General features: G+C 31.7%; 15 protein-coding genes. 9 read left to right on the top strand and 6 right to left on the bottom strand.

The window, feature by feature from the left end; genetic code table 11:
* On the bottom strand, positions 1 to 972 hold the full coding sequence (locus C7448_RS10670; RefSeq protein WP_115901368.1) for a KpsF/GutQ family sugar-phosphate isomerase: 972 nt from the start codon (positions 970 to 972) through the stop codon (positions 1 to 3).
* A 146-nt stretch (positions 973 to 1,118) separates the two neighbouring features.
* On the opposite strand from C7448_RS10670, the gene C7448_RS10665 reads away from it, so the two are divergent.
* From C7448_RS10665 to C7448_RS10655, 3 genes are read left to right on the top strand one after another with little or no spacing between them, the layout of a single operon-like run.
* Positions 1,119 to 3,314 (top strand): RecQ family ATP-dependent DNA helicase, encoded by a 2,196-nt coding sequence (locus tag C7448_RS10665; protein WP_115901367.1) that lies wholly within the window; start codon positions 1,119 to 1,121, stop codon positions 3,312 to 3,314.
* A gap of 16 nt (positions 3,315 to 3,330) precedes the next feature.
* On the top strand, positions 3,331 to 3,759 hold the full coding sequence (locus tag C7448_RS10660) for a VOC family protein (protein ID WP_115901366.1): 429 nt from the start codon (positions 3,331 to 3,333) through the stop codon (positions 3,757 to 3,759).
* The gene (locus tag C7448_RS10655) at positions 3,759 to 4,352 is read left to right on the top strand and encodes a YdeI/OmpD-associated family protein (protein WP_115901365.1); all 594 of its coding nucleotides are present in this window, start codon (positions 3,759 to 3,761) and stop codon (positions 4,350 to 4,352) included. The genes C7448_RS10660 and C7448_RS10655 overlap by 1 nt, the downstream gene beginning before the upstream one ends.
* Here the strand turns inward: C7448_RS10655 and C7448_RS10650 are convergent.
* Genes C7448_RS10650 through porX form a run of 5 tightly spaced genes read right to left on the bottom strand, consistent with a single transcriptional unit; the run spans position 4,349 to position 8,593 of the window.
* Positions 4,349 to 4,720: a DUF4258 domain-containing protein gene (locus tag C7448_RS10650; protein ID WP_115901364.1), complete on the bottom strand. Its 372-nt coding sequence runs from the start codon at positions 4,718 to 4,720 to the stop codon at positions 4,349 to 4,351. The genes C7448_RS10655 and C7448_RS10650 overlap by 4 nt on opposite strands.
* Before the next feature lie 37 nt (positions 4,721 to 4,757).
* The gene (locus C7448_RS10645; protein WP_115901363.1) at positions 4,758 to 5,954 is read right to left on the bottom strand and encodes an alanine dehydrogenase; all 1,197 of its coding nucleotides are present in this window, start codon (positions 5,952 to 5,954) and stop codon (positions 4,758 to 4,760) included.
* A 6-nt stretch (positions 5,955 to 5,960) separates the two neighbouring features.
* Positions 5,961 to 6,374, bottom strand: coding sequence for a tRNA (adenosine(37)-N6)-threonylcarbamoyltransferase complex ATPase subunit type 1 TsaE (gene tsaE, locus C7448_RS10640; RefSeq protein WP_115901362.1), 414 nt, complete (start codon positions 6,372 to 6,374; stop codon positions 5,961 to 5,963).
* A gap of 41 nt (positions 6,375 to 6,415) precedes the next feature.
* The gene (locus C7448_RS10635) at positions 6,416 to 7,015 is read right to left on the bottom strand and encodes a DUF1287 domain-containing protein (RefSeq protein ID WP_115901361.1); all 600 of its coding nucleotides are present in this window, start codon (positions 7,013 to 7,015) and stop codon (positions 6,416 to 6,418) included.
* Positions 7,016 to 7,045: 30 nt separating this feature from the next.
* Entirely contained in the window at positions 7,046 to 8,593 is a 1,548-nt protein-coding gene (gene porX / locus C7448_RS10630) for a T9SS response regulator signal transducer PorX (protein WP_115901360.1), read from the bottom strand.
* Positions 8,594 to 8,745: 152 nt separating this feature from the next.
* On the opposite strand from porX, the gene C7448_RS10625 reads away from it, so the two are divergent.
* The 6 genes from C7448_RS10625 to C7448_RS10600 all read left to right on the top strand — a co-directional run bounded on the left by C7448_RS10625 (position 8,746) and on the right by C7448_RS10600 (position 14,833).
* Complete coding sequence (locus C7448_RS10625) at positions 8,746 to 9,978, top strand: HD domain-containing protein (protein WP_115901359.1); 1,233 nt, start codon at positions 8,746 to 8,748, stop codon at positions 9,976 to 9,978.
* Positions 9,979 to 10,043: 65 nt separating this feature from the next.
* A complete protein-coding gene (lpxD, locus tag C7448_RS10620) occupies positions 10,044 to 11,084 on the top strand; it encodes a UDP-3-O-(3-hydroxymyristoyl)glucosamine N-acyltransferase (protein WP_115901358.1) in 1,041 nt (346 codons plus the stop codon).
* Positions 11,077 to 12,468 carry a bifunctional UDP-3-O-[3-hydroxymyristoyl] N-acetylglucosamine deacetylase/3-hydroxyacyl-ACP dehydratase gene (locus C7448_RS10615; protein ID WP_115901357.1) on the top strand — a complete coding sequence of 464 codons (1,392 nt, stop codon included), beginning with the start codon at positions 11,077 to 11,079 and terminating at the stop codon, positions 12,466 to 12,468. Before lpxD ends, C7448_RS10615 begins: the two co-directional genes overlap by 8 nt.
* Before the next feature lie 7 nt (positions 12,469 to 12,475).
* The gene (gene lpxA / locus C7448_RS10610; RefSeq protein ID WP_115901356.1) at positions 12,476 to 13,261 is read left to right on the top strand and encodes an acyl-ACP--UDP-N-acetylglucosamine O-acyltransferase; all 786 of its coding nucleotides are present in this window, start codon (positions 12,476 to 12,478) and stop codon (positions 13,259 to 13,261) included.
* Between the two features lie 45 nt (positions 13,262 to 13,306).
* On the top strand, positions 13,307 to 13,873 hold the full coding sequence (gene efp, locus C7448_RS10605) for an elongation factor P (protein WP_115901355.1): 567 nt from the start codon (positions 13,307 to 13,309) through the stop codon (positions 13,871 to 13,873).
* A gap of 39 nt (positions 13,874 to 13,912) precedes the next feature.
* Complete coding sequence (locus C7448_RS10600) at positions 13,913 to 14,833, top strand: UDP-3-O-(3-hydroxymyristoyl)glucosamine N-acyltransferase (RefSeq protein WP_115901354.1); 921 nt, start codon at positions 13,913 to 13,915, stop codon at positions 14,831 to 14,833.
* The last annotated feature ends 65 nt before the right edge of the window (positions 14,834 to 14,898 follow it).

The raw sequence follows: 14,898 nt of genomic DNA, 5'->3' as shown, positions 1-14,898 counted from the left end.
TTAAAATATTCCTTCTTTAATTAAATCATGTAAGTGTACTACACCCACATAATTGTTATCTATGTCAGTAACTAAAATTTGAGTGATATTGTTATTTTCTAAAGCATCTAAAGCTTCAACAGCCATGGCATCTACATCAATTGTTTTTGGTGTAGTACTCATAATATCAGTAGCGGTAAGCTCGTCTATTTTAGTTGTTCTACTTAACATTCTACGAATATCACCATCGGTAATAATTCCTGTGATTCTGTCATTATTATCAATAACTGCGGTAACTCCTAAACGTTTTTCAGAAATTTCAACAATTACCTGAGTAATTTTATCGGTACTTTTTACTTTTGGTAATTCGTTATTTTTAATAAGGTCAGAAACTCTTAAATACAAACGTTTTCCTAAAGCTCCACCTGGATGATATTTAGCAAAATCACTACTAGAAAAACCTCTTAAATCTAATAAACAAACAGCTAAAGCATCTCCTAAAACTAACTGAGCCGTTGTACTAGTTGTAGGAGCTAAGTTATTAGGGCAAGCTTCTTTACTTACATAAGAGTTTAGTAAAAAATCGGCGTTTTTTCCTAAGAAAGAATCAGGGTTTCCTGTTATAGCGATAATTTTATTCTTAGAATTCTTAATTAAAGGGACTAACACTTTTATTTCAGGAGTATTACCACTCTTAGAAATACAAATCACCACATCATCATCCTGTACATTTCCTAAATCACCATGTATAGCATCGGCAGCATGCATAAAAACGGCTGGTGTACCCGTTGAGTTAAACGTAGCTACTATTTTAGTAGCAATGTTGGCACTTTTTCCAATACCAGTCACAATAACACGACCTTTTGAATTAAATATAAAATTAACTGCGTCCGTAAACGAGCTATTTAATAAATTTGCTAAATTAGCAATAGCATTACTTTCTAAAAGGATAGTTTCTTTTGCTGTTGAGAGAATAGCGTTTGCGTCTTTCAAGTTAAAAAAGTTTTAAGTATATTTTTAAAGTGTAAAAATAGGAATATTTGAGAAGAAAATCTTTTTTAATAAAAAGAAAGTTTACGTTATATATTGTTGGGAATTTTTGTAAATTAGTTCTCGTTTTTAATTTTTGATATTAGAAGATGAATAAAGAGCAGACGGATTTATATGGATCATTAAAAAAAATCTTCGGATTTAACCAGTTTAAAGGGCTACAAGAAGATGTAGTTAACAGTGTTTTAGAAAATAAAAACACATTTGTTATAATGCCTACTGGTGGTGGTAAGTCGCTATGTTATCAATTACCTGCCTTAATGAAGGAAGGTACAGCAATTGTGGTGTCACCATTAATTGCCTTAATGAAAAACCAAGTAGATGCCATTAGAGGAATTTCAGAAAATCATGGGATTGCCCATGTATTAAATTCTTCTTTAAACAAGTCGGAGATTGCCCAAGTAAAATCAGATATTGAAGCGGGGGTTACAAAATTATTGTATGTAGCTCCTGAATCTTTGATTAAAGAAGAATATGCTGAATTTTTAAGAAGGCAAAAAATATCGTTTGTAGCAATTGATGAAGCACATTGTATTTCTGAATGGGGACACGATTTTAGACCTGAGTACAGGAATCTAAGAAACATTATTAAACAAATTGATAATGTACCAATTATTGGTTTAACTGCAACTGCAACGGAAAAAGTACAAGAGGATATTCTTAAAACTCTTGGAATGACAGATGCTAACGTGTTTAAAGCATCTTTTAACAGAGCAAACTTATTCTACGAAGTTAGACCAAAAACAAAAGATGTAGAAAAAGATATTATTCGCTTTATAAAACAGCGAATAGGAAAATCTGGAATTATATACTGTTTGAGTCGCAAAAAAGTAGAAGAAATAGCACAAGTTTTACAAGTAAATGGAATCAATGCAGTTCCTTATCATGCAGGTTTAGATGCTAAAACACGTGTAAGGCATCAAGACATGTTTTTAATGGAAGATTGCGATGTTGTAGTAGCTACAATTGCTTTTGGTATGGGTATTGACAAACCAGATGTTCGTTTTGTAATACATCATGATATTCCTAAAAGTTTAGAGAGTTATTATCAAGAAACAGGTAGGGCTGGTCGTGATGGAGGAGAAGGTTATTGTTTAACATTCTACTCGTATAAAGATATTGAAAAGCTTGAAAAGTTTATGGCAAACAAGCCTGTAGCGGAGCAAGAAGTAGGGCATGCACTCTTACAAGAAGTAGTTGGGTATGCAGAAACTTCAATGAACAGGCGTAAATATTTACTGCATTACTTTGGAGAGGAGTTTGATGATGTTAATGGTGATGGTGCCGAAATGGATGACAATATGCGAAATCCTAAGAAAAAGAATGAAGCTAAAGATGAAGTTGTAACCTTACTCTCTGTTATAAGAGATACTAGCGAAATGTATAAACCAAAAGAAATTGTAAACACCATAATTGGTAGAGAAAATGCATTGTTAAAGTCTCACAAAACAACTGCTCAGCCTTTTTTTGGAATAGGTAAAGCAAAAGATAATCATTATTGGATGGCTTTGATTCGTCAAGTATTAGTAGCTGACTTAATAAAGAAAGAGATAGAACAATATGGTGTTTTAAAACTAACTAAAGAAGGTAAGGAGTTTATTAGTAACCCAATTTCCTTTATGATGACTGAAAATCATGTATATAAAACTGCAGATGATGGTACAATTCTAACTATCGAAAAATCAGCAGGAGGAGTAGATGATAAGTTAGTAGTTATGTTGAAAGACTTAAGAAAAAAAGTAGGAAAACGTTTAGGAGTTCCGCCATTTGCAGTTTTTCAAGACCCCTCTCTAGATGATATGGCACTTAAATACCCGGTAACATTAGATGAATTAGGAAAAGTTCATGGTGTTGGAGAAGGTAAAGCTAAGAAATATGGTAAAGATTTCGTTGCACTTATTACAAAATATGTAGAAGACAACGAAATTATGCGTCCGGATGATTTAATAGTTAAGAGCACAGGAGTTAATTCTGGATTAAAACTTTATATCATTCAGAATACAGATAGAAAATTACCTTTAGATGATATTGCTAAATCAAAAGGTTTGGAAATGTCTGAGTTAATAAAAGAAATGGAAGCTATTGTTTTTTCAGGAACTAAATTAAATATTGATTATGCTGTTGATGATTTGTTAGATGAAGATCAACAAGAAGAGATTCATGATTATTTTATGGAAGCTGAGACAGATAAGATTCAAGAAGCTTTAGATGAGTTTGATGGTGATTACGATGATGATGAATTGCGATTAATGCGTATTAAATTTACAAGTGATATAGCTAACTAAAAAACTCAAAAAAGATATGCAAGCAAGTACTTATTTACATTTTAATGGGAACTGTAAAGAAGCAATGACTTTTTATGCAGATGTATTAGGAGGTGAAATGACGGTATTAATGCAGCTTAAAGACGCTCCAGAAGAGGTTTGTAAAAATATTCCAAAAGAAGCAATGGAATTAACAATGCATTGTACTGTAGAAGCAGGTAATTTTTCTCTTAAGGCATCTGATTTTTTTAATGAAAAAGAGGAATTTACTAAAGGAAATAATTTTGCAGTAAATATAAATACAGAAGATGAAGATGAAGCGGTTGCTATTTTTGATGGACTTTCTACTGGTGAAGCTTTCGTAATGATGCCTTTTGAGGAAGCTTTTTGGGGCGGTAAGTTTGGAATGTTACGAGATAAATACGGTATAAATTGGATGATATCTTTAGAGGAACAAATAGTATAATGAATATTAAAGTAACACAATATATACAAGATAAAAGTAATTGGGCGCAAGAGTTAAACCTCTTGCGTTCTGTTTTTCTAGAACTCCCTCTTGAAGAAACTATTAAATGGGGATCTCCTGTTTATGTGTATAAAGGGAAAAATATAGTAGGCTTATCAGCCTTTAAAAACTATTGTGGTTTGTGGTTTTTTCAGGGAAGTTTTTTAACTGATAAAGAAAAGGTATTGGTAAATGCTCAAGAAGGAAAAACCCAAGCAATGCGTCAATGGAGGTTTAATGAATTAGATAAAATTAATATAGATTTGGTTAAGCAATATGTATTAGAAGCTATTAAAAATTCTGAAGAAGGAAAAGAGTTAAAACCTAAAAAGAACACAAAACCTTTAATTATTCCTGAGGAGTTACAGTTAGCATTAGATAAAAGTGACAAGTTAAAAGATACTTTTAGTGAGTTTACTTTAAGTAAACAAAGAGAATTTACTGATTATATTTCTGAAGCAAAAAGGAAAGCTACCAAGGTAAAACGACTCGAAAAAATAATTCCGATGATATTAAATAGAGTAGGTTTGTATGATAAGTATAAAAACTGTTAGTTAATCGTAATTTTATTAATTGTAGCAGTTGAGTCACAACGTATAATATATAAGTTAATGTGACTTAAGCTGTCTTTTCCAGTAATAAAGTACTCAGCACATGGTTTTAAACGAGGCTTGCTTTTTCCAAAAGCAACATCTCCATGGTTTAAAATAGTAGAAATAGTAGCTGTATCAATTTTTGAAGTAGCTAATGTTTGTTGAGCACTGTCAGAAAACAAACGTTTTTTTATTCTAATGGTTTTTAAAGTACGAGCATCCATTCCATAATCAAAAGAAACATCTTTACCTTTCCAAATAAAAAGTACCACTAAACTCCCTAAGGCAATTCCTATTAAATAATACCCAAAACGTTTTAACAAATGCATATTTTAAAATTGAAATGCAAAAGTAAGTAAAATCAAATTACAAAATCAATAAATTAATATCTCTGTAAGGAAGGTCAAACCAGTCTGCTACAGTTTTATTGGTTAAAATTCCGTGGTAGAAATACATTCCGTTACGTAAACTTTTATCAAACCGAGCTGCATTTTCAAAACCTCCTTCTTCTGCAATTTCTAATAAATAAGGTGTAAAGATATTACTAATAGATACAGATGCTGTTCTAGAGTATCTAGAAGGAATGTTAGGAACACAATAATGAATTACTCCATGGTTAGCAAAAGTAGGTTTACTATGCGTAGTAACTTGTGAAGTTTCAAAGCAACCACCTCTATCTATACTTACATCAACAATAACAGCTCCATCTTTCATTTGTTCAATCATTTCTTCAGTAACAACTACAGGAGAACGATCTTTTCCTCTAAGAGCTCCAATGGCAACATCGCAACGCATTAAAGCTTTATGCAATGTTTTAGGTTGAATAGTTGACGTATAAATAGGGGCTTGTACACACGATTGTAAGTTACGAAGCTTTGTTATTGAATTATCAAATACTTTTACACGTGCACCTAAGCCTACTGCTGCTTTAGCAGCAAACTCTCCAACAGTTCCTGCTCCCAGAATAACAACATCAGTAGGAGGAACGCCCCCAATATTTCCTAGTAATAAACCATTACCTCCGTTAGAAGCTGTCATAAGTTCTGCAGCTATATGCATAGAGGCAATTCCAGCAATTTCACTTAACGACTTTACAATAGGAAATACGCCATGTTCATCTTTGATATAATCAAAAGCAATTGCAGTTACCCGTTTTTTAGCGAGCGCTTCAAAATACTTTTTATCTTGTGTTTTTAATTGTAAGGCAGAAATTAAAACTGTTTGGGGATTTAACATCTGAATTTCCTCTAAAGATGGTGGTTCTACTTTTAGTACAATATTACAAGTAAAAGCTTCTTTTACGTCGTATGATATTTTTGCACCAGCGTCAGAATATTCTTTATCGCTATAATTAGCTCCTTCACCAGCACCAGTTTCAATTACAATTCTATGTCCATGGGCTACTAAAGCAGCTACAGCATCGGGAGATAAACTAATTCGTTTTTCTTCAAAATGAGTTTCTTTTGGCAACCCTATAAATAAATCTCCTTTTTGCTTTTTAATTTCAAGCATTTCGGTTTGTGGCATTAACTGCTCTTTGGTAAAAGGTGAAATAGAACCCATCTAAATTTAGTTAGTTTTTAATTGAATGTTTCGTAGCCCATTTTCTAGCAAGCTAATTGATATTGAAACAGTATCTAAAGGTAGTAAATTTTTAACATTTTCAGGCCACTCAACTAAACACCAATTATTACTGTATAAATAATCTTCAATTCCCATATCATACGCTTCTTCTTCGTTTTCAATACGATAAAAATCAAAATGATATACTGTTTTGTTTGAGATAGTTTTGTATTCATTAACCAATGAAAAGGTAGGAGAGTGGGCAATGTCTTCTATCCCCAAAACGTTGCATATTTCTTTAATTAGGGTTGTTTTACCAACTCCCATTTCTCCATAAAAAAGCAATATTTTATGTTGGGTAGTAGCAATAATCTCTTCAGCTATTGCTGTTAATTCGTTTAGAGAATAATTTCTGTTCATAAATAGCAAAAATAGGAAAGAAGATGATTAATTACTATAGTTTATTTGGTCATTATACCTATATTGGTCATATACCTATAATGACCAATAATTTTAAAATTGAATAGACAATCTTCTAAAACTTGACCTAGTCCAATATTATGAACAATTAAATATCGTTTATTATTGGTTGGTGATTTTTTAGAAGAAACTATGCCAATATGAGTTAAACCTCCTTCCAAGCTCCAACAAACAATATCTCCAGGTAAATAATTATTGGGGTTTAAAGTGATTTTTTTAACTGTTCCTTTTCTCTTAAAAAAAGTCATTAAATTAGGTACCCTTCTATGATCTATGTTAGTATCCGTTCTTTTAAGTCCCCATATTTTAGGGTATAAAGAAAAGTTAGCTTTCATATCTTCGTGAACTTCTTGCTGTAAGTCTATCCCTAATTTACGGTAAGCACGAATAATAACATCAGTACAAACTCCTTTGCCTTTAGGAACATCTCCTTTGGGATAAGGTATAGAAAAGTAACTTGGGTCATAAGTAACTTTATTTTTTGTTAGTTCTAAAGCAGCAAAAGAAAGTTTATTTTCTTGAGCTTGTAAGGAATAAAAATAAGTAAAAAAAGCGAAAAACAGTATAAACTTAATTTTCATTTCAAGACAATTTTTAAAATAAGTTAAAAACTATTTTGGATTATAAACAGCACAAGGAATGATAACTTCTTCTAATGAAATTCCTCCATGTTGATACGTGTTTTTATAATACTTAACAAAATGATTATAATTGTTTGGGTACGCAAAAAACAAATCTTCTTTAGTGAAAATAAAAGGACTATTAATAGCTATCGTTGGTAAAAAAATGTCTCTTGGATTTTTAACTGCATACACGTCTCTATCTTCATAACTTAGGCTTCTACCCGTTTTATAACGTAAATTTGAGCTGATGTTCTTGTCACCAATAACCTTTGTAGGGTGCTTACAGTTTATAGTACCATGGTCTGTTGTAATTATAAGCTTTTGTCCTAATTTTTGCGCTTTTTGAATAATGTCGTAAAGCGGAGAGTTTTTAAACCAGCTTACAGTTAAAGAACGATAAGCTTTATCATCGCCAGCCAATTCTTTTATAACTTCCATTTCTGTTTTAGCATGCGATAACATATCTACAAAATTATATACAACAGCTGTTAAATCGTTTTGTTTAGTTCCGTTGTAGTTATCTGCTAATTCTTTACCACTTTTTAGAGAAACGATTTTGTAATATTCGTGTGTAATATTTAGTCCCAAGCGTTTTATTTGCTCATCTAAAAAATCAGCCTCAAATAAGTTTTTACCTCCTTCCTCTGTATCATTTCTCCAATAGTTTGGGTGTCTTTTTTCCATTTCTGAAGGCATTAATCCAGAAAATATAGCATTACGTGCGTATTGAGTTGCTGTAGGTAAAATGCTGTAGTAAGAATATTCGTCTTCCTTTTTAAAATAATTATTAATAAAAGGCTCTAAGACTCTGTATTGATCATAACGAAGATTATCAATTATGACCCATAAAACACTTTGGTCTTTTGATAAGTTCGGGACCACATAATCTTTAAATAAAGTATGTGAAAAAGTAGGTTTATTGTCTCCTGTTAGCCAACGTTGGTAGTTTTTTTTAATAAACTTAAAAAACTGCGAGTTAGCTTCAGATTTTTGAGATTCCAAAATCTCTAACATTCCAGTATCATTAATATTTTCTAACTCAAGTTCCCAGTGAACAAGTTTTTTGTAAAGTTCAGCCCACTCTTCATAAGAATTAACCATAGCTAAATCCATAGAAATTTTTCTAAATTCTTGTTGGTAGCTGGATGTGGTTTTCTCTGAAACTAAACGAGAGTGGTCTAAATTCTTTTTTAAACTCAACAATATCTGATTAGGGTTTACGGGTTTAATTAGGTAATCTGCAATTTTAGAGCCAATAGCTTCTTCCATCAAATATTCTTCCTCGCTTTTGGTAATCATAACCACAGGGAGGTTTGCGTTTTTTTGTTTGATTTCAGAAAGCGTTTCTAAACCGGTAATACCAGGCATGTTTTCGTCTAAAAAAACAATATCAAAATTATTTTCACTGACCAAATCAATGGCATCAGTACCATTGGTGCATGTAGTAACTTTATACTCTTTTTTCTCTAAAAATAATATATGTGGTTTCAATAGGTCTATTTCATCATCTACCCATAGAATGTGTATGTTTCTCATCATAATTTTCAACTTGTTTTCTACTTAAATAACGACTGAAAGTAGTTTTGTTGTGTTTTTAAAAGCTAAAAATACGTTAATTAAACGCTGGTTAATTTGGTTTTGTAGATAAATTATGATTTTTTTGTTTAAAATTCAAGGATTTATACATTTTGAAGAAATCAAAAACTAACAAATTAAAGATAATTAATGACCCTATTTATGGGTTTATCTCTATACCAAACTCACTAATTTTTGATATTATCGAGCACCCATATTTTCAAAGGTTACGTAGAGTAACACAGATGGGATTATCAAATTTAGTATATCCTGGAGCTAACCATACACGTTTTCATCACGCAATAGGTTGTATGCATTTAATGCAAAAAGCAGTACATGTGTTACGAATGAAAAATGTTGAAATTTCAGAAGAGGAAGCAAATGCTTTGTATATAGCTATTTTATTACACGATATAGGTCATGGAGCATATTCACATGCATTAGAACATAGTATTGTAAATGAAATTACTCATGAAGAAATTTCATTAAAATTTATGAAAGCTTTGAATGATGAATTTGAAGGAAAGTTGAGTTTGGCCATTCAAGTATTTGAAGGGAAACATCCACGTAAATTTTTATATCAATTAATATCAAGTCAATTAGATATTGATCGATTAGATTACTTAAAAAGAGACAGCTTTTTTACAGGCGTTGCTGAAGGAAACATATCATCAGACCGTTTAATAGCAATGATGAATGTAATAGATAATGAATTGGTTATTGAACAAAAAGGAATTTATTCGGTAGAAAAATTTGTTATAGCACGACGCTTAATGTATTGGCAAGTGTATTTACATAAAACAGGTTTGGTGGCAGAAAACCTTTTAGTTAGTATATTAAAAAGAGCAAAAGAGTTGGCTACGAAAGGGGGAGAGCTTCCTTCTAGTAGAGCTTTAAAGTATTTTTTATACAATCCAATAAATAAAGAAAATTTTTCAAGTAAAACATTACAGATATTTTCTGAGTTAGATGATTATGATGTTTTATCTGCGATAAAAGAATGGAAAAATCATGAGGATTTTGTATTATCTACATTAGCAACAAAAATTATAGACAGAAGTTTGTTAAAGATTGAAATTCAAGAGAAACCATTTACTGAGGAGTATATTGAGAAAAGGCGTGGAAAGCTTAGAAAGCTTGTAGAGTTAAGCGAAAAAGAACTTGAGTATTTTGTTTTTTCAAATAAAATAAAACATCAAGCATACAATACAAAGAAGCCTATAAAAATTTACACAAAAAAAGGCAAGTTAAAAGATATAGCAAAAGCATCTGACCAGTTAAACCTTAAAGCATTAACAAAGCCTGTAGTGAAATATTACCTGTGTTACCCAAAGAAAATAAAGTAGATGAATACTTAGAAACAAACTCTAATCAAGAAGTATTTGAACAAAAATAATTACTTTTGCAGATAATGAAATTTACAGCAAAACAAATAGCCGATATTTTAGAAGGAGAGATTGAAGGGAATCCGGAAGCTGAAGTATCTACACTTTCTAAGATAGAAGAAGGGACAACAGGTTCATTAACCTTTTTATCTAATCCTAAGTATAACTCATATATATATACAACCCAAGCATCAGTAGCTATTGTAAATAAGAGTTTTGTTCCTGAAAAGGAAATAGAAACAACTTTAATAAAAGTTGAAGATGCTTATAAATCATTTTCAAAACTTTTAGATTTTTATAACGAGGTAAAGAACAATAAAGTAGGAAGAGAAAAACCTCACTTCATAGCTAATTCAGTAACTATAGGCGATAATGAGTATATTGGAGCTTATGCCTATATTGGAGAGAATGTGGTATTAGGGAACAATGTAAAAATATACCCTAATTCTTATATTGGAGATAATGTAACAGTTGGAGATAATACAGTTGTTTTTGCAGGAGTAAAGATATACTCAGAAACTGTGATAGGAAAGAACTGTAAGATTCATTCAGGAACAGTAATAGGGGCAGATGGTTTTGGGTTTGTGCCAGATGAAAATGGAGAGTATAAGGCAATACCACAAATCGGAAATGTTATTATAGAAGATAATGTTGATGTGGGGTCTAATTCAACTATCGACAGAGCTACTCTAGGATCAACAATAATTCGTAAAGGAGTAAAGTTAGATAACCAAATTCAAATAGCTCATAATGTTGAAATAGGTAAAAATACCGTGATAGCTTCTCAAACAGGAATTGCAGGATCTACCAAAATAGGGGAGAACTGTATGATTGGGGGGCAAGTAGGTATTGTTGGCCATATAACTATTGGAAACAACGTAAAAATCCAAGCTCAATCAGGAATAGGGAAAAATTTAAAAGATGAAGAAGTTGTACAAGGGTCTCCAGCTTTTGGCTATTCAGACTATAGTAAGTCTTACGTACACTTTAAGAATTTACCAAAATTAGCATCTACAGTACATAAAATAGAAAAAGAGTTGAAGGCTCAAAAAGTAAAAAATGAGTAAGAAACAAAAAACAATACAAAAAGAAGTTACATTATCAGGTGTTGGATTACACACAGGTAATGAGGTTAACATGGTTTTTAAACCAGCACCAGAAAATCATGGATTTGCTTTTAAGCGAGTTGATTTAGAAGGAGAACCAATAATAGAAGCAAAGGCGGATTATGTAACGAATACGCAAAGAGGAACAAACCTTGAAAAGAACGGAGTTCAAATACAAACTTCTGAACACGTTTTAGCAGCAGCAGTTGGTTTAGATATTGATAATTTATTGATAGAAATTAACGCTTCTGAACCTCCTATTATGGATGGGTCTTCTAAGTTTTTTATTGAAGCTTTAGAAAAAGCTGAAATTATTGAACAAGAAGCTGAAATAGAAGAGTATGTGGTAAAAGAAATTATCTCATACAAAGACGAAGTAACAGGAAGTGAAATTATTTTGATGCCAGCAGATGAGTACCAAGTAACTACTATGGTAGACTTTGGAACTAAAATTTTAGGAACTCAAAATGCTACATTAAATACAATTACTGATTTTAAAGAAGAAATATCAGCGGCAAGAACATTTAGTTTTTTACATGAAATTGAAATGTTGTTGGAAAATGATTTAATTAAAGGAGGAGATTTAAACAATGCCATCGTTTACGTAGATAAGGAATTGTCTGAGAGTACAATGGAAAAGCTTAAAAAAGCCTTTAAAAAAGATAATATTACTGTAAAACCTAATGGAGTATTAGATAACTTAACACTACATTGGGCTAATGAAGCTGCACGTCATAAATTGTTAGATGTGATTGGAGATTTAGCTTTAACGGGTACTCGAATAAAAGGAAAAGTAATAGCAAACAAGCCAGGACACTCAGTAAATACTACATTTGCGAAGAAGCTAGCTAAAATTATAAAAAAGGAAAAGAGAAATAATGTTCCTTCTTATGATTTGAATCAGCCGCCATTAATGGATATTCATAAAATAATGGATATTTTACCTCACAGACCACCGTTTTTGTTAATTGATAGAATTATAGAGCTGTCTGATCAACATGTGGTTGGAATGAAGAATGTTACTATGAACGAGAATTTTTTTGTAGGACATTTTCCTGGAGCACCAGTAATGCCCGGAGTTCTTCAAGTAGAGGCAATGGCACAATGTGGAGGAGTTTTAGTCTTAAATACAGTTCCAGATCCTGAAAATTACTTAACATATTTCATGAAAATGGACAATGTTAAATTTAAACAAAAAGTATTACCAGGAGACACATTAATTTTTAAAGCAGAATTAATTGCGCCAATCCGTAGAGGTATTTGTCATATGCAATCTTACGCCTATGCTAACGGAAAGTTAGTGTGTGAAGCAGAGTTAATGGCACAAATTTCAAAAGTAAAGTAAAAAAAATATGAATCAACCACTTGCGTACGTACACCCTCAAGCAAAAATAGCTCGTAATGTAGTTATAGAACCTTTTACAACGATTCATGCGAATGTAGAGATAGGTTCAGGAACATGGATAGGTTCTAATGTAACCATTATGGAAGGTGCGCGCATCGGTAAAAACTGTCGAATTTTCCCAGGAGCAGTTATTTCAGCAATTCCTCAAGATTTAAAATATAATGATGAGGATACAATTGTAGAAATAGGAGATAATGTTACTATACGAGAATGCGTTACTATTAACAGAGGGACTTCAGATAGAATGAAAACTGTTATAGGTGACAATTGTTTAATTATGGCGTATTGTCATATTGCACACGATTGTAAAGTGGGAGATAATTGTATTTTTTCAAACAACTCAACTTTAGCGGGGCATGTAACTGTTGGAGATAATGTAGTACTTGCAGGCATGGTAGCAGTACACCAATTTGCCTCTGTAGGTAATCATGCTTTTGTGACTGGAGGGTCTTTGGTTCGTAAAGATGTGCCTCCTTTTGTAAAGGCAGCAAGAGAACCTTTATCATACGTGGGAATTAATTCAGTAGGGCTAAGGAGAAGAGGTTTTACGACTGAAAAAATTAGAGAGGTTCAAGATGTTTATCGTATTTTATTTCAAAAAAACTATAACAATTCCCAAGCTATAGATATTATTGAAGCTGAAATGGAAGCAACTTCTGAGCGTGATGAAATTATTCAGTTTATCAAAGATTCACATCGCGGAATCATGAAAGGATATTTTAAAACAAATTAATTATTAAAATTGCACTTATAAGAGCAACTATAAAAGATCAAATAAATGGCATCAACATCAGATATTAAAAAAGGATTATGTATAAAATATAATCACGATATATTTAAAATTATTGAGTTTTTACACGTAAAACCAGGTAAAGGACCTGCTTTCGTTCGTACAAAACTTAAAAGTGTTACTTCAGGAAAAGTGATAGACAATACTTTTTCAGCAGGTCATAAAATTGATGATGTACGTGTAGAAACACACAAGTTTCAGTATTTATATCCAGAGGGAGATACGTATCACTTCATGAATACAGAAGATTATAATCAAATAACACTTCAAAAGTCAACATTAGATGCGCCAGATTTAATGAAAGAAGGGGAAGTGGTTACTATCTTAATTAATACTGAAGATAATATGCCGTTATCAGTAGAAATGCCATCGCACGTTATTTTAGAAGTAACTCATACTGAGCCAGGTGTAAAAGGTAATACTGCAACAAATGCCACAAAACCAGCAACTGTTGAAACTGGAGCGAGAATTAATGTACCTTTATTTATTAATGAAGGAGACAAAATAAAGATAGATACAGAAAAAGGCGCTTATACAGAGCGTATCAAAGAATAAATTTAATATTCCCGCCTTAGCGGGAATATCTTTTTAAAGATGAAATTTAAACAACCTCAAACTTTAGGGCAAATTGCAGCTTTATTAAATGTTGAATTTGTTGGAGAGAATAGCTTTCCTATTACAGGTATTAATGAAATTCATGTTGTTGAAAAAGGAGATATTGTTTTTGTAGATCACCCAAAATATTACGACAAAGCATTAAACTCAGCAGCAACTACAATATTAATAAACAAAAAAGTAGATTGTCCAAAAGGAAAATCATTATTGATTTCTGATGATCCTTTTAGAGATTTCAATAAAATAACTAAGTACTTTAACCCTTTTATAGCTTCAAAAAAGAGTATTGCTGAATCAGCAATCATAGGAGAAGGTACTATTATACAACCAAATGTATTTATAGGAGAAAACGTAACAATTGGTAAAAATTGTTTAATTCATGCAAATGTATCAATTAACAGTAATTGTGTGATAGGTGATAATGTAACCGTTCATGCTAACACAGTTTTAGGAGCAGATGCATTCTATTATAAAAACAGACCAGAAGGTTTTGATAAATTGATATCTGGAGGTAGGGTGATACTTGAAGATAATGTAGATTTGGGATCCTCATGCACTATAGATAGAGGAGTAACGGGTGATACTATAATAGGTAAAGGATCAAAAATTGATAATCAGGTTCATATTGGACACGATACTGTTATAGGTAAAAAATGTTTAATAGCTGCCCAAACAGGTATAGCAGGATGTACAGTGGTTGAGGATGAAGTAACGATTTGGGGGCAGGTAGGAGTTGTTAGCGGTTTGACTATAGAGAAAGGAACGGTTTTAATGGCGCAAACAGGTGTGATGAAATCTTTAAAAAAGGGAGTCTATTTTGGCACACCTCAAAAAGAATATCGTCAAAAAATGCGTGAAGTCATCTATTTAAAAAACGAAACAAATAAACAAAAAAAGTAACGTGAAATTAATTGTGAAAACACAATTAAAAAGTTATTTTTGTCTGTCTTAAAAAAATAATAAAA

The sequence above is a fragment of the Tenacibaculum gallaicum genome (assembly GCF_003387615.1).
GTDB classification, from domain to species: domain Bacteria; phylum Bacteroidota; class Bacteroidia; order Flavobacteriales; family Flavobacteriaceae; genus Polaribacter; species Polaribacter gallaicus.
Note: the sequence above shows the minus strand (reverse complement) of the source record. Positions and strands in the feature narration are given on the sequence as shown.